This is a genomic window from Psychrobacter sp. NG25, from assembly GCF_015234355.1.
Lineage (GTDB): Bacteria > Pseudomonadota > Gammaproteobacteria > Pseudomonadales > Moraxellaceae > Psychrobacter.
The window spans coordinates 332,808-350,780 of the sequence record NZ_JADGMV010000002.1 but is presented as its reverse complement, the minus strand read 5'-3'; the positions used below and the strand labels follow the sequence as shown (position 1 = coordinate 350,780).

General features: G+C 41.7%; 15 protein-coding genes. 8 read left to right on the top strand and 7 right to left on the bottom strand.

Annotated elements, in window-relative coordinates; genetic code table 11:
* Positions 1-680: 680 nt before the first annotated feature.
* Positions 681-1,601, bottom strand: coding sequence for a DMT family transporter (locus tag IPZ60_RS04155; protein ID WP_194196599.1), 921 nt, complete (start codon positions 1,599-1,601; stop codon positions 681-683).
* 302 nt (positions 1,602-1,903) lie between these two features.
* Between IPZ60_RS04155 and IPZ60_RS04150 the strand changes: the two genes are divergently transcribed.
* The gene (locus tag IPZ60_RS04150; protein WP_194196598.1) at positions 1,904-2,587 is read left to right on the top strand and encodes a DUF421 domain-containing protein; all 684 of its coding nucleotides are present in this window, start codon (positions 1,904-1,906) and stop codon (positions 2,585-2,587) included.
* 97 nt (positions 2,588-2,684) lie between these two features.
* Here IPZ60_RS04150 and creD read toward each other — a convergent pair whose 3' ends face one another.
* From creD to pnuC, 4 genes are all read right to left on the bottom strand, one after another.
* On the bottom strand, positions 2,685-4,268 hold the full coding sequence (creD, locus tag IPZ60_RS04145) for a cell envelope integrity protein CreD (protein ID WP_194196597.1): 1,584 nt from the start codon (positions 4,266-4,268) through the stop codon (positions 2,685-2,687).
* Between the two features lie 129 nt (positions 4,269-4,397).
* On the bottom strand, positions 4,398-4,922 hold the full coding sequence (locus IPZ60_RS04140) for a TIGR00645 family protein (protein WP_194196596.1): 525 nt from the start codon (positions 4,920-4,922) through the stop codon (positions 4,398-4,400).
* A 53-nt stretch (positions 4,923-4,975) separates the two neighbouring features.
* Positions 4,976-5,599, bottom strand: a complete 624-nt coding sequence (locus IPZ60_RS04135) for an AAA family ATPase (RefSeq protein WP_194196595.1) — start codon at positions 5,597-5,599, stop codon at positions 4,976-4,978.
* Complete coding sequence (gene pnuC, locus IPZ60_RS04130; protein WP_194196594.1) at positions 5,538-6,305, bottom strand: nicotinamide riboside transporter PnuC; 768 nt, start codon at positions 6,303-6,305, stop codon at positions 5,538-5,540. The genes IPZ60_RS04135 and pnuC overlap by 62 nt, the downstream gene beginning before the upstream one ends.
* Positions 6,306-6,583: 278 nt before the next feature.
* On the opposite strand from pnuC, the gene IPZ60_RS04125 reads away from it, so the two are divergent.
* The 6 genes from IPZ60_RS04125 to IPZ60_RS04100 all read left to right on the top strand — a co-directional run bounded on the left by IPZ60_RS04125 (position 6,584) and on the right by IPZ60_RS04100 (position 15,314).
* On the top strand, positions 6,584-7,729 hold the full coding sequence (locus IPZ60_RS04125; RefSeq protein ID WP_194196593.1) for a beta-ketoacyl-ACP synthase III: 1,146 nt from the start codon (positions 6,584-6,586) through the stop codon (positions 7,727-7,729).
* A 263-nt stretch (positions 7,730-7,992) separates the two neighbouring features.
* Positions 7,993-9,087 (top strand): peptide chain release factor 1, encoded by a 1,095-nt coding sequence (prfA, locus tag IPZ60_RS04120; RefSeq protein WP_194196592.1) that lies wholly within the window; start codon positions 7,993-7,995, stop codon positions 9,085-9,087.
* A 192-nt stretch (positions 9,088-9,279) separates the two neighbouring features.
* Positions 9,280-10,827, top strand: coding sequence for a lysine--tRNA ligase (gene lysS / locus IPZ60_RS04115; protein ID WP_194196591.1), 1,548 nt, complete (start codon positions 9,280-9,282; stop codon positions 10,825-10,827).
* A 116-nt stretch (positions 10,828-10,943) separates the two neighbouring features.
* Positions 10,944-12,206 carry a hypothetical protein gene (locus IPZ60_RS04110; protein WP_194196590.1) on the top strand — a complete coding sequence of 421 codons (1,263 nt, stop codon included), beginning with the start codon at positions 10,944-10,946 and terminating at the stop codon, positions 12,204-12,206.
* 69 nt (positions 12,207-12,275) lie between these two features.
* On the top strand, positions 12,276-14,180 hold the full coding sequence (gene dnaX, locus IPZ60_RS04105; protein WP_194196589.1) for a DNA polymerase III subunit gamma/tau: 1,905 nt from the start codon (positions 12,276-12,278) through the stop codon (positions 14,178-14,180).
* 234 nt (positions 14,181-14,414) lie between these two features.
* Positions 14,415-15,314 (top strand): LysR family transcriptional regulator, encoded by a 900-nt coding sequence (locus IPZ60_RS04100; protein ID WP_194196588.1) that lies wholly within the window; start codon positions 14,415-14,417, stop codon positions 15,312-15,314.
* Positions 15,315-15,558: 244 nt separating this feature from the next.
* Here the strand turns inward: IPZ60_RS04100 and IPZ60_RS04095 are convergent, their stop codons facing one another.
* Positions 15,559-16,740, bottom strand: coding sequence for an aspartate aminotransferase family protein (locus IPZ60_RS04095; RefSeq protein WP_194196587.1), 1,182 nt, complete (start codon positions 16,738-16,740; stop codon positions 15,559-15,561).
* A 47-nt stretch (positions 16,741-16,787) separates the two neighbouring features.
* Positions 16,788-16,979, bottom strand: coding sequence for a DNA gyrase inhibitor YacG (locus IPZ60_RS04090; RefSeq protein ID WP_110923510.1), 192 nt, complete (start codon positions 16,977-16,979; stop codon positions 16,788-16,790).
* A gap of 191 nt (positions 16,980-17,170) precedes the next feature.
* Between IPZ60_RS04090 and IPZ60_RS04085 the strand changes: the two genes are divergently transcribed.
* Positions 17,171-17,848 (top strand): SAM-dependent methyltransferase, encoded by a 678-nt coding sequence (locus IPZ60_RS04085; RefSeq protein WP_194196586.1) that lies wholly within the window; start codon positions 17,171-17,173, stop codon positions 17,846-17,848.
* Positions 17,849-17,973: the final 125 nt, after the last annotated feature.

The following is a 17,973-nucleotide window of genomic DNA, read 5'->3' as shown; positions in this document are numbered from 1 at the left end:
TTTCTCCCAAAGTATTTTGATAATGACATTTAGAGAAGTTGTTGTAATAATTCCATAGTAATGAATATAACATATATGTTTAAAAATGAATATATAAGTCAACTGTTTTTTTTGATTTTTTACTACAAAAGATCGATACGCATGTCCTTTTAGTAAAACTAAAGTATATCCTTGTATTAAAATTGACTATTGTTAGTTTTTATAAGAAAATCAGTGGCTTCTAATTGTCGAGTTAGATACCCAATATAGAGTCGTTATGACTCAAAAAGTGATGGTATAAAATAGAGATAGTGGTTTATGCACAGCTATTGCATGGTATTTATATACAAATGCTGTGTTTTTATACTGAGGGATTCCAAATGTACGATCGCGTTAGCTACGGCATATCATCAGTTAGATTGTGAGACTTAAAATGGGAAAAATTGTAGATAAGCATGCAAACAATTATCGTTAATATGAACATATTGGCAAAACTTCTGACGATATTTAGCCATTTTAATATCGTTCAATGTGTAAATATGTTCATTGATGATACGGCTTGGGATGACTGATAGACAGTTGGCCACTATGCAAGTAGCTACTTTTTTATAATGCTAGGGTCTTTTTATTTTTTCTCGCAACAAAAAGAATAGTTTTCCAGAATGTCTTTAAATGGTGTGACTAATAGACTCTAGAGTTTTCTAAACTCTTACTGCTTTCTTATTCAAAATAAATACCAACACCGCACCCAATATCACCGTACTTGCCACTACGAACTGCATGGTCAATTGCTCAGATAAAAACACCACGCCCAGTATAGCGGCAAGCACAGGCACGCACAGCTGTACCACAGCTGCTTGGGTATTCTTTAACAGCGGCATTGCCATATACCAAATGCTATAGCCCATACCCGATGCTATCGCCCCTGATGCACATGCCAACAGTATTCCTTTGACAGTAATATTACCTAAATCGATGTTTTCCAAGCCGATATTATCAAGATACACCATGCCGATTAATAACAGGATAGGAACAGCGACAAGGCTCCGGATAAAGTTGAAGCCAGTGGCACGTAGCGGTGACACGCATGATTTACCGCGTATGCTATAGATGCCCCAAGCTACACCACTTATTGTCATGAGTGCCGCTGCGAATAATGAAGGTACAGCTGCTGACGGTAGCATTAAATAAATAAATCCGACGACTGCAACGATAAAAGCGATCCACTGCAATACGCTTAATTGTTCTTTTTTATAAATGCCCCAGCCAATCATCGTGAGCTGAACCGCTGAAAACAAAATCAGTGCACCAGTGCCAGTATCTAGCTCTACATAAGCAATCGAGAAGCACAACGCATAAATCACCAAGCTGGCGCTACTAAGCCAACTGCCTTTATCATTCAAAATAGCCTCATAAGAGGTGCTACCTAGATGGAGCGCTTGATGTCGTAATCGATAGGTATGAATCGTCATAATGATAGCCAGACAGACAGCTGCACTCACTAAGCGAATAATGGTAAAGCTCCAGGCATCTATATAGCTTTCTGCTAGTGCCATTCTTCCAAAGAGAGAATTTGCAGCAAATGCGATCAATGCGATAACAGTATAAAGCGTGGCTTTCACAATAATTCCTACAATAAAGAAGTGGCGCTTCAAACAAGCGAGTACATGCTTTTGGCTATGAGTTTTGGCTGTATTATAATACCGACCTCTTAGGACTGACTGCTTCGCGAAAATGAGGGCTGCTCATTCAAAATACGCTCAATAGCTGGTTCAAAAGAAGTGATATTTTGTCGTAATTACAATCAAAAATCTTTTTTAAATGAGAATAACGATAGTTGCATTGATGATAAGGCCTGTAAGACGAATAGGCGATCAATCTCATTTAATCAGTCAAATAAAAATTATACGTAGGAAACGATAACATGGATTGGGCAGGTATTTTTATATATGACACAACGTGGGTACTCGTACTTGAAATATTGGTACGCGTCACCGTCATGTTTGTGCTTATTATTTCATTTTTACGCTTTACGGGTAAGCGCGGTGTCCGTCAGTTGTCAATTTTTGAGTTGACTATTATTTTATCACTGGGCTCTATCGCAGGTGATCCAATGTTTACTGAAGACCTGCCGATTGTTCAGGCGGTATTGATCATGAGTTCGGTTATTTTTCTTTACCGATTGTGTACGTGGGCAATGATGAAGTTTCAGCCGTTCGAAGATTTACTAGAGGGTAAGTCGCTATACATTGTCGAAGATGGATTATTGGTACTAGAAAAGATTAAAAAAGGTAAGATGTCGCATGATGAGTTTTTTGCGGAAATGCGTCAACAAGGCGTTGAGCATTTGGGTCAAGTGCGTACGGGGCTTTTGGAAACAGATGGCAACTTTAGTATCTTATTATACCCACCTGAAAACACAGGCTATGGCATGCCACTATTTCCCAAGCAGTACCAGCCAGTCGAGCAAGTAGAGTCAGGGGGTTATTATGCTTGTATGCATTGTGGCTATATTGACACTATCTCTGACGCCAAACAGCTGTGTATACGCTGTGAGGATGACTGTCGAAACTGGGCAATAGCGTTGAAGAGCGAAATTGTGAGATGAGAAAATGCTTGGGCTGTTCTCCTTATGCAGTTCTATTATGCAGACGGGAACAGCCCAATTATTTAAAGTGTCATCCTTTCTAGATATTTTGATGAACTTAAGCGACTTTATACCAGTCAATTTTACGAGTCATGACCATCACACAGGCGAGCAGTACAAAGCAGAATACGGCACCAAGCAATAAGTTCATATCTTCTGTGGTAAGAATACCGAAAAACGATGCGTATAATCCTGCGAGTGTGATGGTAAATATCACTGCTCGTTTTATACCACCGAACACATAGTAGGTATACCAGCCAATGAGTCCGACACAGGCACTAGCCGCAATGGCATACGCTTTCCAAAACACAATCTGCTCAGCCAACGGTAGTAACAACACATAAAAGACAAATAGCGCACAACCGACTAATAGATATTGAATCGGGTGAATACGGCTGGATTTAATGACCTCAAATAAGAAGAAGGTACCAAACGATACTAAGATTAATAGCAGCGCATATTTCATGGTTCGTTGAGTCTGTAGATATACATCATTAGGCTCGGCAAAACTAACCCCAAAGCTGCTTAGGCGCATACTATCAGGCATTGTGCCACCTTCTACTGCAATCAAGTCATTGCGAGACATCGACTGACTGCTAGTATCAAGGCTGGCTTGACTCGTAACAGCACATTCATTATTGGCGCTACCGATACAATGTGATAAATATTGGTTGTTAGTGACGGTTAAATATTGATTCTGCCAATTGGCTTCAAACCCTTTCGTAGTGAATTTTTTAGCATTTGGAAGGGCTTTGCCAATGAAGTTGGGTGCATGCCAGTTACTGCGCATGGTTAGGCTAAAGTTCTGCCCAGTAGGAACCGTATTTAAATTGCTAATACCTGCTAAAGGTAAGTCTACTATGATGCTAATCGCTTGAGTACTTTCGGTATCGGATGGCTGATTGGTCAAGTCTGTACCAGATAATGTTTCGTTATCCTGCGGGCTAGCAACAGGTTTTGCTAGACGATTCAATAAATTTTGAGGAATTGCCACCTCTACATAGGTTAGCTCTTTCAGCATAGGTGTCTGTGGATATGTTGCTTGTATTGATTTTTTATCAATGGTCACTGTCGGTAGTGTCGCTACACCGCGTAGATCTGATACAGGAATAATTAATTTGGCTTTATTCCAATGAATGATGGTTTTTTCAGGTTTTATTTTATTGATAAATGGGTTTTTAGCGCTATCGACTAAATTTGATGATTGGCTGTTCGTGCTGTTAGAATCGTTTAAGCTACTAAGGGCCGAATCAAAATTATAATTTTGGTCAAATTTCAGCGCACCGTTATAACTGGTCGCATGATAAACACCGCGCTTATAGGTGTCCGTGTTTACCTCAAGATCTTGAACTGCTTGGGTTTGATTGGCAAAAACGGTTTCAATTTTTGAGTAGGGGGCGGCGCAGTTACTGGTTGATTCGGACCCTTCAATCTCACATTCAGGTATGACCGTGGTAGGAATGGCGATAAATGGCGTAATGACTTCTTGTGGGTTGACGTGCTGTTGAGCGATTTCTCTGATAACCGACTCTGAATAACTTTGCCTCTCATAGATGACCGAGCCAATCATGTTGAGACCAATGGCAAACAGAACGCATAGCCCCGCGATGATAGATAATTTAATCAGTAATGTCTTTTGCATGGGAGCTCCTCATATAAATCTTTAGTCCAAAACTGTCAATACAACAGTCAGCAGGTTTAAAGAAAAGGATAGAGGAGGGATGAAGAAAAAATATGTAAGAACAGTGGAGAGTATGTGGAAAAATAAGCGCTAGTGTTTTTTTGTATCGCCAACGACTTTATCCATAATGGCAAATAGCAAGCCTGACAGGACAAATGTCATATGAATAATGACCTTCCACATGAGCTTGTCTGCATCACCTTCGCTCATACCACTTGTGATGTCCATAAATGACTTTAAAAGATCAATTGCAGAAATGGCGACGATAGCACCAATGACTTTTAGCTTTAAACCAGAGAAATCTACTTTGCCCATCCAGTTAGGTCGATCGTCATGATCATTTGTATCGATTTTGGAAACGAAAATTTCGTAACCACTGAATATGATGATGAGCAATAAGCTAGCAACTAATGAGATGTCCACCAGGACCAGTATGTCTACGATTACGCTTGCTTCAGAAGCGACAAGAATATCTGCAAACATACCCCAAAGCTTTTGGATGAATTTGATAAATAATAAAACAATGCCTAAGACCAATCCTAAATAAAAAGGCGCTAGTATCCAGCGGCTGTTAAATATGGTTTTTTCTAAGTAGTATTCAATATTTTTTAGCATGGATGTCTCTTAAGGTTCCTAAAAGTAAGACTATAGGTCATATATTCATGGTGTTAGTTTTGATGCATTTGAGCAAGCTGTTTAGCCACTTGTTGCACTCGTTGCTCTCTATTACCACCGATACGATAAAACCGCTTTTGATGATGGGTCAGTTGGCTTGCAAAATATGCACTGATCTCATCACGCTGGTGTGGGCTATCTCGTAAATCGTCAGCGACCCACGGGATATCCACTTCGGTTAATAGGATTAAGTCATAATGATGCGTCAATGCGGCCTGAGTAAGAGCAGTAGGGCAGTCGTCATAATACCAGTTGGAATACGCCATTAATTCAAACAGACTGGTATCACAAAATAGATAATGGTTGCCTTGTGATGTTTCAGCTGCTATTTCAGCTGCTTGTTTAGCAAGTTTATTTTCTAATGCTATCTGACCCTGTGAGATAGGGAGCAAGTCATCCCACGTACAAGTCAGTTGCTCACTGTCCCATTTGGCTTGTAGGTAGGTGCGCATATACTCCGGTACCCAAGGGCTATTAAAATGCGCTGCCAAATCACGACATAAGGTAGTTTTTCCCGTACTTTCTGCACCTAACACCGCAATTTTAGTGACCGATTTAGGCGTACGCTGTCTGAGGTTGTCTGCGATGTTGTGTACGATAGCGTCGTTGCCATTCATAATAAGCCCAGATTGCGATGAGGGTGAAAACCACATACTGTAGTGCGGTAAAGGTAAAACCTTTATAGAAGTATAAAGGCACAGAGATAGCATCGGCGACGATCCATAGTAACCAGTGCTCAATTTTACGTCTTGCCATGAGCCACATCGCCATCAAAAACAGCGCAGTGGTGAGCATGTCAGTATAGTCGACCCAAGTAAATAAATGCAGACCGAGGACGGCACCGTCGAAGCTAAAGCCATTATTAATCACTGGGCGGAAGTAATAAACGGTAGCGACAAAGACAACAGTTGCTGTGGCTAGCGTGATTAATATAGGTACATCTTTCGTGTTCAAGCGTTCAACTTGAATGCTACTCTGAACATCACTGTCTTTTAACGGCCTATTTTGCTGCTGGCTAGTGGTGGGAGTCAATTGTTCTTGCTGTTTCTTGTTGTCTTTGTTTTTTGACCAGTTAATCCATCCATAGATGCTCATAATACTGTAATAGGCATTGATGAACATATCGCCGAATAGCTGCCATTTCCACAATAAGTAAACAAATATAGCGGTACTTACCAGTCCAATAGGAAATACCAGCACATTGGTTTTGCTGGCCAGAAGGACACTTGCTACGCCAAAAACGACAGCAATCAATTCGAGAACAATGAATAAAGTGGTGTAGTCAGCGTATTGCCCAAATAACCAGTTGAGAAGTTCTGCCATTAGCATTTCCAAATATTAGCGTTTATATGTACTTTTAGTGAGTTCAACATAATAAATAGCGCCAATTATAGCGTAGCTGCTGCAAAATTCTGGCAATCTTTGCTTGTTTTTCGCAACAAACAGGTTATTTGTAACAAAGTATTAGAAAAATTATAATAATCAGGCATAATAAAGCCACTGATTTTAAGTTTACAGTCATTCACCGAAAGTAAATGACTATTATTTTTCAACCTTTATGCTTATTTTAAGCACTATAGTAGTAGACAAGGAAGCTTATCATGACGACTTGTATCACAGGCACAGGCCTATACATCCCACCTTATAGCATCAGCAACGAAGAGTTAGTAGAATCATTTAACCAGTATGTTGAAAATTATAATGCAGAGCATGCTGAAGAGATAGCTGCAGAGACGGTTAAGGCGCTTGAGCCTTCATCAGCCGCATTTATCGAAAAAGTGTCTGGCATCAAATCACGTTATGTGATGGAAAAAGACGGTATTCTAAACCCTGAAATCATGGCACCAGTGATTGCCTATCGCAATTTGGGTGAAGAGCTGTCTGTTATGGCAGAAATGGGCGCCGCTGCGTTAAGAGATGCATTAGCGGATGCTGGATTAGAAGCCAATGACTTGGATGGTATTATCCTTGCGTGCTCGAACTTTCAGCGTACTTACCCAGCAGTCGCCATCGAGATTCAAAACGAGATTGGTATGATTGGCGGTTTTGCTTATGATATGAATGTCGCATGTAGTGCAGCGACGTTTGGTCTATCACAAGCGCATGGTTCTATCGTTTCTGGTCTGGCCAAGCGTATTGCTGTGGTCAACGTTGAGATTACCTCAGCGCATCTTAACTGGCGTAACCGTGACAGCCATTTCATCTTTGGTGATGTAGCGACCGCGTCTATCGTTGAAGATCTTGACACGCCAAAAGGCTACGAGATTCTGAACTCTAAGCTATTTACACAGTTTTCGACCAACATCAAAAACGAATACGGCTTTATGGATCGCTCAGAGTATTTAGCCGCACAAACTGAAATGTACCCAGATATCAAAGCACCAGTAACTGACAAGCTATTTTTGCAAAACGGTCGTAAAGTATTCCGTGAAGTCTGTCCAAAAGTATCAGAGATTATCACTGAGCATTTGACTGAGAATGAATTGCAAGCCAGTGATGTGAAGATGATGTGGCTGCACCAAGCCAATGCTAATATGCTGGACTTGATTTTACGTACGGTCGTCGGTAAAGAAGCAGATAAAGCCATCGTGCCAAGCGTCATCGCTGAGTTTGCCAATACCAGTTCAGCCAGTCCAATGATTGTATTCCATCGATACAAAGATAAACTAGCGTCAGGTGATCTGGGTGTTATTTGCTCATTCGGTGCTGGTTACTCGATTGGTTCGGTATTAGTTCGTAAGGTTTAATACTGTCATTAGATATCTGTTGTGACGATAAAAATAGCTAAGAGCAATCTTGGCTATTTTTTTGTCCAAATTTTTTGATATACGTCTTACAAAACTTGAATAACGGTACAAAGTGATGGTATTACGGAATAAGTGAAGATGTTTAGCAAAATAATGGCTAGATTGCTTAGAATAACGACAAGATTACTCAGAGGTTTTAATTTACAGTGAAAAATTTGCTATAATTACTCTCTTATTCCTCTTATCCAATTAAAAGTCCTTTTATGAAAGAATCCTTACGCCTGCGTTTAGACCAGATGGTAGACCGTTATGAAGAGGTCACCGCCTTATTATCAGACCCTAGTGTCATCAGCGATAATAATAAATTCCGTGAATTGTCTGTCGAGCACAGCGACTTGATGGATATCACTACTTTATGGCAGAACTATGTAGGTGCAGAAACGGATCAGGCCGATGCAGAAGCTATGCTGGCCGATGCTTCAGATCCTGACATGAAAGAGATGATGCAAGAAGAGATTGATAGCGCGCGTGATACCATCGTAGAGATGGAAGAAGCACTCAATGTCATGATGCTACCAAAAGACCCTAATGACAAAGTACCAGCATTTTTGGAGATTCGAGCTGGTACAGGCGGTGATGAAGCAGCGATTTTCTCTGGTGATTTGTTTCGTATGTATCAAAAGTACGCTCAAACTCAAGGTTGGACGGTGGAAGTGCTGTCAGCCAATGAGGGTGAGCATGGCGGTTATAAAGAAATCATCACGCGTGTATCCGGCAATAGTGTATATGGTCGCCTAAAGTTTGAATCAGGCGCTCACCGCGTACAGCGTGTCCCTGAAACCGAGAGCCAAGGTCGTGTTCACACGTCAGCTTGTACGGTTGCGGTCATGCCAGAAGTTGAGATTGATGATACCGTCGATATCAATCCTGCTGACATAAAAATGGATACTTTCCGCTCAAGTGGTGCTGGTGGTCAGCACGTTAACACGACTGACTCAGCTGTACGTTTAACCCACATTCCAACGGGTACCGTGGTAGAGTGTCAGCAAGAGCGTAGCCAGCACAAAAACCGTGCGCATGCTATGAAGATGCTGGTCTCAAAAATCCAACAAGCCAAAGTGCAAGCGCAGGTTGATGTGGCTGACTCCATACGTCGTGACTTGGTTGGTAGTGGTGATCGCTCAGAGCGTATCCGTACCTATAATTTTCCACAAGGTCGCATGACTGATCACCGTATCAACCTTACTTTGTACAAGCTCGACTCTATTATGGAAGGCGACTTGGATGAGATTCTTGATGCATTGTTACGTGAGCATCAAGCAGATCTAATGGCGAGTATCGGCGGCGGTGATCAATAGGACTTTAGTAGTAAGTAAAGCGATAACCATAAAGTCAGTAGTCAAAACTTAATTGAAACCTATGCTGCTGACGATAAACCTTGTGGTTATCGTCAGACTATTCAAAGCAGTGTAGCAAGAGGGTTGTGGTGTATAGATTAACCATATAATTTTTCAAATCTACAATTTAACTTATCAAAATTTGAGAGTGTTATGTCAAAGCAAAACCAGAATAATCAAGCCCAAGAAGAACAAGCCCCAACACTAGAAGAAGCCAATGAGCTGATTGCTCAATTACAGGCCAAATTAGATGATATTACGGCTTCTGGTAAACAGCCTTATCCCAATCAGTTTAAGCGCACTGATTATGCTAAAGACTTACAAGCTGATTTTGATGGCATCTCTAAGCAAGAGATTGAAGAAAAAGCCGCGAATGGCGACAAGACTCAGGTTAATGTTGCAGGGCGTGTGATGCTCAATCGTGGCTCATTTATTGTCATTCAAGACATGACGGGTCGCATCCAGCTGTATGTTGCACGTAAAGAGTTAGAACCAGAAACACTTGCTTCTATCAAATCATTAGATTTGGGTGACATCGTTGGTATCTCTGGCTACATCGGTCGCTCAGGTAAGGGTGATTTATACGTACATATTGAGGAGTTCAACCTTCTTACTAAAGCATTGCGTCCAATGCCAAACAAGTTTCATGGTTTAGCTGACGTAGAAGCCCGCTATCGTAATCGCCACCTTGATTTGATGACCAATGAGACGACTCGTGATACGTTCATGATTCGTAGTCAGGTCGTTAGCGGTATCCGCAAGTTTATGTTGAATGAGCGCTTCATGGAAGTTGAAACGCCAATGATGCATCCTATTCCGGGCGGTGCTGTTGCGCGTCCATTTGAGACTCATCATAATGCGTTAGATATGCCACTGTATCTGCGTATTGCGCCTGAGCTTTACTTAAAGCGTCTGGTTGTTGGTGGTTTTGAGAGAGTATTTGAGATTAACCGTAGCTTCCGTAACGAAGGTGTCTCTACTCGCCACAATCCTGAATTCACCATGATTGAGTTTTATCAGGCTTATGCTGATTATCATGATTTGATGGATTTGACTGAGCGTTTATTTAACGAATTGGCATTGGATATATTAGATACCACTGAAATCACCTATCAAGAAGAAGCTATTAGCCTAAAAGCACCGTTTGAACGTCTGTCTATGTCTAATGCAATTGCAAAATATGCAGAAAACCTCGATATGGCGCGCATCAACGATCGCGAGTATCTAGCAGAATATGCTTCGACTGTACTTAAACAGCAAGTAAAAGACGGTTTTGGTGTGGGTAAATTGCAAACGATTATCTTTGAAGAAACTGCTGAGCATCAATTACGCCAACCAACGTTTATCACTGAGTATCCAGCTGAGACCTCACCACTAGCGCGCCGTAGTGATGATAATCCTGAGATTACTGATCGTTTTGAATTGTTTGTCGGTGGTCGTGAACTGGCCAACGGCTTTAGTGAGCTTAATGACCCTGCTGATCAAGCTGAGCGCTTCCGTGGTCAGGTTGCTGAAAAAGACGCGGGCGATGATGAAGCTATGCACTTTGATGAAGAATACATTGAAGCCTTATCTTACGGCTTGCCACCAACAGCGGGCGAAGGTATTGGTATTGACCGTTTAGTAATGCTATTGACTGACTCTGCCAGTATCCGTGATGTGATTTTGTTCCCACACATGCGCCGCAAGCACGAAGGTTAAAGTGGATTTGCTTGCTATAAATCCATACTGATACTCAATTGAACATAAAAAAGCTTTTGCTCATTTACATAGAATGGGTATAAGCTTTTTTATGACATTTCATTTATAGGGACGTTATGGATATTCAGCAAGCATTACCTTCGCTTTGGCAAAAAATGATTCAGCAATGTTTCCTATCTTTGTACGAATTACCTGATGATAAAATCGCTGATTCTGATAATTTTCAGGGTTACGATTTTGTTTTTGAGTTTTCTGGCGCGACTATTTATCTGATTGTTAATAATGTTGTGATGCAAGCGAATAAGCAAGAAGTAGATAGCGCCCAAGTTCGTGAGTGGAGGAAAGAAGTTGTTAATCAATTAATCAAACGTCACACTCAGCTTTATCAAAAAAACGATAAGTTGATGGCTGATGGCAGTATCTCGAAAGATGGCAAAGCCGTTTATTTTGTTGGCTTAACCTCACTCTCTATCAATCATCAAGACGATAAATCGGGATCATCCTCTTATACGGTTGGTTACGAATATGGCAGTCAGTTTTTTGCTGAAGACTGTGTTTTAGACTTGGACGATGAGCAAAGTGTATTACAAGTATTTAGTCATCAAAACTTCTCTGATATCCTCAATCAGTTAATCACCCCAAGTGATTTGACGGCTTTCCTAGACTTTCATCGTGGTCAGTTAACAGGTTTTGAGTCGTTTCAAAACGAATCGACACTGCTAACACAGTTTTTACAGTCTCCTGACTTTCATAAAAGAGCGATCAGGGTTCAAGAGCAGTTGCTTGAGGGTGAACTAATCGATCAAATAGAAGTACGTTTGCTTAAGGCCACAGAACCTAATCAAGAAGTGTTTGCCAATGCCTTGATGGCTGAGGTTCAGAAAAACACTCGGATGTGGTACAAACTATTCAACAGTTTGATTGAGCGCTATCATGAAACAGGTCAGCCATTGGCAAAGGAGCAGGTTGATATTTTGGCAGATGAGTCGATGTACACCTATGCTTGTTTAGTAGAAAAAATCTTAGCATATAGAACCATTGATCAAGACTCTCGCTGGAATGGCTATGTTAGACATGAGCATTCTTATCATGTATTTGGACGCCATTATCTTATGGTGTTTTATGCGCAAGATGATAGCAGTCCGTTGAGTGCAGATAATGTGCGCCTCTCTTATCAGGATTTATTGTCAGATCTCAATGCCCAAATACAAGATCCAGTGATGGATGATTTGTTTTTGATTGGCGTGGAGTTCAGACCTTGTCAGGAGAGTGTAAATACTGAGGTGTATCTTGATGTCTTTCATCAGACGGGCTCAGTGATTGATGCAAATACTCAGCGTTTATATGAACGTTTAGCACAACTTCAAGCGCAGTTATAATCTAAACCTAATATAGCTCACTGGTTTGACACTTTATCTATATTTGTATTATTTACATTGGCATTTACTATGACGCAGCAATATCAAGTTTTAGCTCGCAAATATCGTCCCAAAAACTTTCACGAGTTAATTGGGCAAACACACGTCTCGCAAGCGCTGATTAATGCGATTGATTATAATCGCCTGCATCATGCGTATCTCTTTACTGGGACGCGCGGTGTGGGTAAGACGACGATTGCGCGTATTTTGTCCAAGTGTTTGAATTGTGATATAGGTATCACTAGTACTCCTTGCGGTGTGTGCGATAATTGCGTGGCCATTGATCAAGGACGGTTTATTGATCTGATCGAAATTGATGCCGCGTCTCGTACTAAGGTTGAAGACACACGCGAGCTACTAGACAATGTTCCTTATGCGCCAAGTCAAGGTCGTTACAAGGTTTATCTCATTGATGAAGTGCATATGCTGTCTACGCACAGTTTTAATGCGCTGCTCAAAACACTAGAAGAGCCACCTGAGCATGTAAAGTTTTTGCTAGCGACGACGGACCCACAAAAACTGCCAATCACTATTATCTCGCGCTGTTTACAGTTTGTGCTGCGCCCACTACCACAGACATTGCTGAGCGAACACTTGGCGAATGTTCTTACCCAAGAGCAAGTAGCCTATACGCAGCCCGCCCTTTGGCAGTTGGCAAGTGCGGCTAAAGGCTCAGTACGTGATGCGTTGTCGTTGACCGATCAGGCGATCGCTTTTGGTCAAGGGGCGCTCGACGACGTTACCGTTAATGCGATGCTTGGTCTGATTGATGCCGCTGATTTGGTCAGTTTGATTACAGATATTTATAACCATGATAAATCTGCTGTTGCTGCTCATATCGAGCAAATGCGTGCACAGATGGTTGATGCCACCAGTATGTTTGATGGGTTAGCTGAGCTACTTCATCAATTGGCGTTGACACAGTTATTACCTGAAGTCGCGCTCAATGTGAATGAAGCTCAGGCACAGAATATCACTGTACTGGCGCAGCATATCAGCCCAGACGTGTTGCAACTTTACTATGAAATCGTGGTACAAGCACGTGAAGGTGTGAAACTTGCTAGCACACCTATGCAAGCGCTTGAGATGTGTATTTTGCGTTTACTGGCCTTTCGCCCGTTGCCAGTTGATGAAGTATTGAGCAACACTTATGACAGTGAGGTGTCTTCTACGCAACCTACAGGTGCTGTCACCCATGAAGCTTCAGCACCGCCTTTACAGTCATATGATGTGGATTATCAAGCGCAAAGTTATGATAAACTGCAAACCGCTAGTTATGATGAAAATATAGCACAGTCAGTGACTAGTGCCATGCCTGAACCAGTCGTTGAGCCTGAACCAGTCGTTGAGCCTGAACCAGTCGTTGAGCCTGAACCAGTCGTTGAGCCTGAACCAGTCGTTGAGCCTGAACCAGTCGTTGAGCCTGAACCAGTCGTTGAGCCTGAACCAGTCGTTGAGCCTGACGTAAATAATTCTCAGTTAACCTCGCAAGTTGATGACCCACGTACTTTGCTACGTTGCCCACCACAAGAGCTAATGGGTGAGTGGAATCCAGAGAAATGGGACTATTGGTTGCAAACGGCTCGTGAGGCAGATGTCTTGGCCCAAGATGAGTTAGCGCTTGCTCGTCAAGGTATGATGACAGGTTTATGTGATGGTAAGGCAGTCTTTGTGACCAGTGTGGACAGTCGACATTTACAAACGACCTTTCAGCAGTTAGCAGCTAAATTGCAACAGCAGTTTATCCAAGCGGAGATTGACTTAAAAATTGATGGCAGTGTCATGCATGCTGAAGATAAGACGCCTGAACGTCGTCAACAAAAACGCCTAGTACAAGCTAAGGCAGTAGCAGAGTCAAAATTGCTAAATACTCCAGTGATGCAATACTTAACTGAGCGTGGTGAAGGAAGGATGGGTAAAGTACATTTGTATTAAGCAGTCAGAAAAAATATTGTTAAAATTATTTAAAATTGGATATAGTTGTCAAACGCAATTCCTACATAAAACATCAAGGTGATATTGTACTATCACCTTGATGTTTTTACTTTTATTGCTTATAAAATAAATCAATTCGAATAATAGAAGTATGCTTAATTGCTATAAGGAAATTAAAAATTCTCTATAATGATTAAGTTATATTAAAAACTAAAATGTAGCTTAGGTGAAAGTATGTTGGATAATTTACGCGGTATGGCTGTGTTCGCCAGTGTGGTCGGACATGGTTCTTTTAGTGGCTCAGCTCGTGAGCTAGGTATTACCACCAGTGCAGTTAGTCAGCAAATTAGATCATTAGAAAATGATTTGGGTGTCGTGCTATTACATCGCTCAACTCGTAAGCTGAGCTTAACAGAAGCGGGTGAGAGTTTTTACGAGGCCGCAAAAGATGTGGTGAGTGCTGCTGAACAAGGCCGAATTAAGGTCAATCAATTGCGTGATGAGTTGGCAGGTAGCTTACGCGTGGCGACGACGCCTGAGCTTGGTGTGAATCATATTTTGCCAGCATTGTCTACGTGGATGGCAGCACATGATGATTTGAGTATCACATACTTGGCAGACAATCATTATGTCGATATGATTGATGCGCGTATCGATATTGCTATACGTATGAGCCCATCAATCAATGACTCTAGCTTGAGCAGTCATCCTTTGACAGACGTGCGACAAATGCTCGTTGCTTCACCGCAATATCTACGTCAACATACTAAGCTTCAGACGCCTAAAGATTTGGCCGATCACCAGCTTATTTGTATTGAAATTATGAAAGATGCCAATCAAATTGATATGGTTCAAACAGAGACTGGCAAAAAAACACGCACAAAAATGAACTCACGCATTTATACCAATAACGTCTTTATGGCGACTACATTGGCCAAAGAAGGTCATGGTTTGGTTAGAATGTTGGAAATGGATATCAAGAAAGAGCTTGAGAGTGGTGAACTGGTTGAAGTGTTGACTGGTTATCAGTTGCCAAGCTTTGTGCTATATGCCGTTACTTTGAATGGTGAACAGCAACCTGCTAAGATAACTCGTTGCTTAGAGGTGCTGAAAAAGTATTTTCACGCTCATTAAGTTTTGAGTGGTAAGTGCTAATTTAATGACATGCTAGAAGTTAAGTAATTAGCAGTCAGCAAAAAGCCTATAGATAGTTTATGTCTATAGGCTTTTTTTTATGATATTCGGCTTTATATCAACTAGATAGAGTGTTAAGCGCGCTATTCCTTAATCCATTATCTATAGGGCTTTCACTAATCTGACTTACACATATCCAGATTATTGTGAGTTGACTATGATATTGATAGTTATGAGTCATACTTTAAAAAGACGGTTTTAATAAGTCCACCAAGCGTTCAGCTACTTGAGTGCTCTCATCCCGGCTCATATTCAGTGGCGGTAGCAAACGTATCACATGGCCACCAGTGACGTTGATGATTAAGTTTTGCTCATCACGTGCACGATCTACGAGCTGACTACAATCCATGTCTTCAGGCAAGGCGATACCAATCATCATCCCTGCGCCGCGACTGCTCACGCCGTGTTGTCCTAGTGCATCGACTAGTGTCTCTCGAATGAATAGCCCTTCAGTAACCGCATTTTCCATTATGTTACTGTTACCGAGTACGTCATAGACAGTATGCACCACGCGGCTTGCCAATGGTGTGCCACCATACGTTGAGCCGTGGCTACCCGCACCGAATAAACCATTAGCACGTCCACGTACCATACAGGCTCCTACTGGAAAACCATTGCCCAAGCCCTTAGCCGTTGTCAATACATCAGGGCGAGCATTGCTGTGTTGATAAGCGAAATACTTACCAGTACGCCCGTTACCTGTCTGCACTTCATCTAACATAAATAGCCAGTTGTTAGCTTCACACTCTGCTTGTATCTCTTCAAGGTAAGTAAACCCGTTGGCAGCGATGTTCAGTCCACCTTCACCTTGAATGGGCTCTACAAAGATAGCGCAAATGTCATCATAATCGAGCGCCGCTTGCTTAATGGCTGAGATATCACCAAATGGAACACGAATAAAGTCATCATCCAATGTATAAAAGCCTTCACGCGCCTTTGGATTGGCAGTGGCAGACAACGATAGCAATGTACGGCCGTGAAATGATTGCTCCATCACGATGACTTTTGGACGTTTAAAGCCTTGCTTATGTGCGTATAGTCTTGCCATTTTTAGTGCGGCTTCGTTTGCTTCAGCACCACTATTGGCAAAAAACACGCTATCCATTCGAGCTGCTGTGCACAGAATCTCTCCTGCACGCTCTTGCCAGTCAATACCGAATAGATTACTGGTATGTACTAGAGTCGCCGCTTGTTGTTGAATAGCATCGGTCACCTGTGGATGGCAATGGCCCAATCCGCAGACGGCAATGCCAGTCAGCGCGTCTAAATAAGGCGTATCATCTTTGGTATATAACCAACTGCCCGAACCACGCGTAAAGTTGATTGGCTGGCGGTTATAGGTAGGCATCAGGTAAGTAGCAGACATATAAAACATCCTTAAGATGATCAGTGAGTAAAAAGAAAAATAATTGGTTATAGCTCGTCGGAGAAAGGCGTGGTTTCCGCAGGCAAAGTGTAGTCTTCATTTGCCCATGAACCTAAGTCAATAAGTTTGCATTGACTACTGCAAAACGGCTTATATTTATTATCCTGCCATGCTGTTTGGGTGCCGCAGCGTGGGCACGGATAGGTCTTGGGTGGTGTGTTGGGGGTAGGGTCAGTCATAATAAGAGTGAAAGCATCCTCGATTTATTTGAATTATTAATAGTGAATGACAGTCAGTAGGTTCGCCTACGTGATGATTAATAGACGGTTTTAGCATTGCTAGCTGTCGTCATATTACTATTGCAGTGGATTGACTATATAATAGCATGCAGCCGAATAATGGCAAAAGACAAATACTTTAAGGATAGTAAATGACTGACAATATCGAGCTTACGCATCAACAAGAGCGTGCATTTCAACCACAGAGACTCTCAGCACCGCGTGACTTTATCTTGCCAAGTATCATTGGTGAAAACGAAAACAATCTGCCTTTGTTATTAGAGATTGGTGCCGGGAAGGGCAAGCATGCGCTTGGTTTTGCATTACAGAATTCTGATAAGCATTTGATAGCAATTGAGCGTACACGCAACAAATTCGAAGCGTTTGCCAAACTGGCAGCAATACAATCTTCACCGAACCTAGATGCGATCCATGCTGACGCCATTGCATGGACAGTGCATGCCATCAAGCCAAGCAGTTTGGCAAAAATCTTTATTCTTTATCCCAATCCTGAACAGCATAATCCTAATCAACAGTGGTTAAATATGCCATTTTTTGAGTTTCTATTGTCACGTTTGCAGATAGGTGGCGAGGTAGTTCTCGTAACCAATATAGAAGCATATATGGATAATGCAGAGAAGCAGGCAACCAAGGTATGGTGCTTACCAAACACTCGATATACAGTAGCGACGGATAGCCAGCGTACACATTTTGAAGTGAAGTATCTAGCGCGCGGAGAAACATGTTGGGAGCTGAGCCTGTGTAAGCCAGAAGGATATAAGACAAGGTTTGATGAATGGCAAGTTGGTAATATAAGCCAAGATGAATAGCCTAAGTAAAAATGATGCGAAATTGAAGAAAGATCGGAATAGTCAGAACTAATAAATATAAAATAGCCTAAGCAAATAAAAATGCTCAAAAATAAAGCCGTCACTAAAGGACGGCCAAAAAGTAG

Coding starts and splice junctions, on each gene's coding strand:
- IPZ60_RS04150 (WP_194196598.1), top strand. CDS start 1,904: ATGGATTGGGCAGGTATTTTTATATATGACACAACGTGGGTACTCGTA.
- creD (WP_194196597.1), bottom strand. CDS start 4,268: ATGCAAAAGACATTACTGATTAAATTATCTATCATCGCGGGGCTATGC.
- IPZ60_RS04140 (WP_194196596.1), bottom strand. CDS start 4,922: ATGCTAAAAAATATTGAATACTACTTAGAAAAAACCATATTTAACAGC.
- IPZ60_RS04135 (WP_194196595.1), bottom strand. CDS start 5,599: ATGAATGGCAACGACGCTATCGTACACAACATCGCAGACAACCTCAGA.
- pnuC (WP_194196594.1), bottom strand. CDS start 6,305: ATGGCAGAACTTCTCAACTGGTTATTTGGGCAATACGCTGACTACACC.
- IPZ60_RS04125 (WP_194196593.1), top strand. CDS start 6,584: ATGACGACTTGTATCACAGGCACAGGCCTATACATCCCACCTTATAGC.
- prfA (WP_194196592.1), top strand. CDS start 7,993: ATGAAAGAATCCTTACGCCTGCGTTTAGACCAGATGGTAGACCGTTAT.
- lysS (WP_194196591.1), top strand. CDS start 9,280: ATGTCAAAGCAAAACCAGAATAATCAAGCCCAAGAAGAACAAGCCCCA.
- IPZ60_RS04110 (WP_194196590.1), top strand. CDS start 10,944: ATGGATATTCAGCAAGCATTACCTTCGCTTTGGCAAAAAATGATTCAG.
- dnaX (WP_194196589.1), top strand. CDS start 12,276: ATGACGCAGCAATATCAAGTTTTAGCTCGCAAATATCGTCCCAAAAAC.
- IPZ60_RS04100 (WP_194196588.1), top strand. CDS start 14,415: ATGTTGGATAATTTACGCGGTATGGCTGTGTTCGCCAGTGTGGTCGGA.
- IPZ60_RS04095 (WP_194196587.1), bottom strand. CDS start 16,740: ATGTCTGCTACTTACCTGATGCCTACCTATAACCGCCAGCCAATCAAC.
- IPZ60_RS04090 (WP_110923510.1), bottom strand. CDS start 16,979: ATGACTGACCCTACCCCCAACACACCACCCAAGACCTATCCGTGCCCA.
- IPZ60_RS04085 (WP_194196586.1), top strand. CDS start 17,171: ATGACTGACAATATCGAGCTTACGCATCAACAAGAGCGTGCATTTCAA.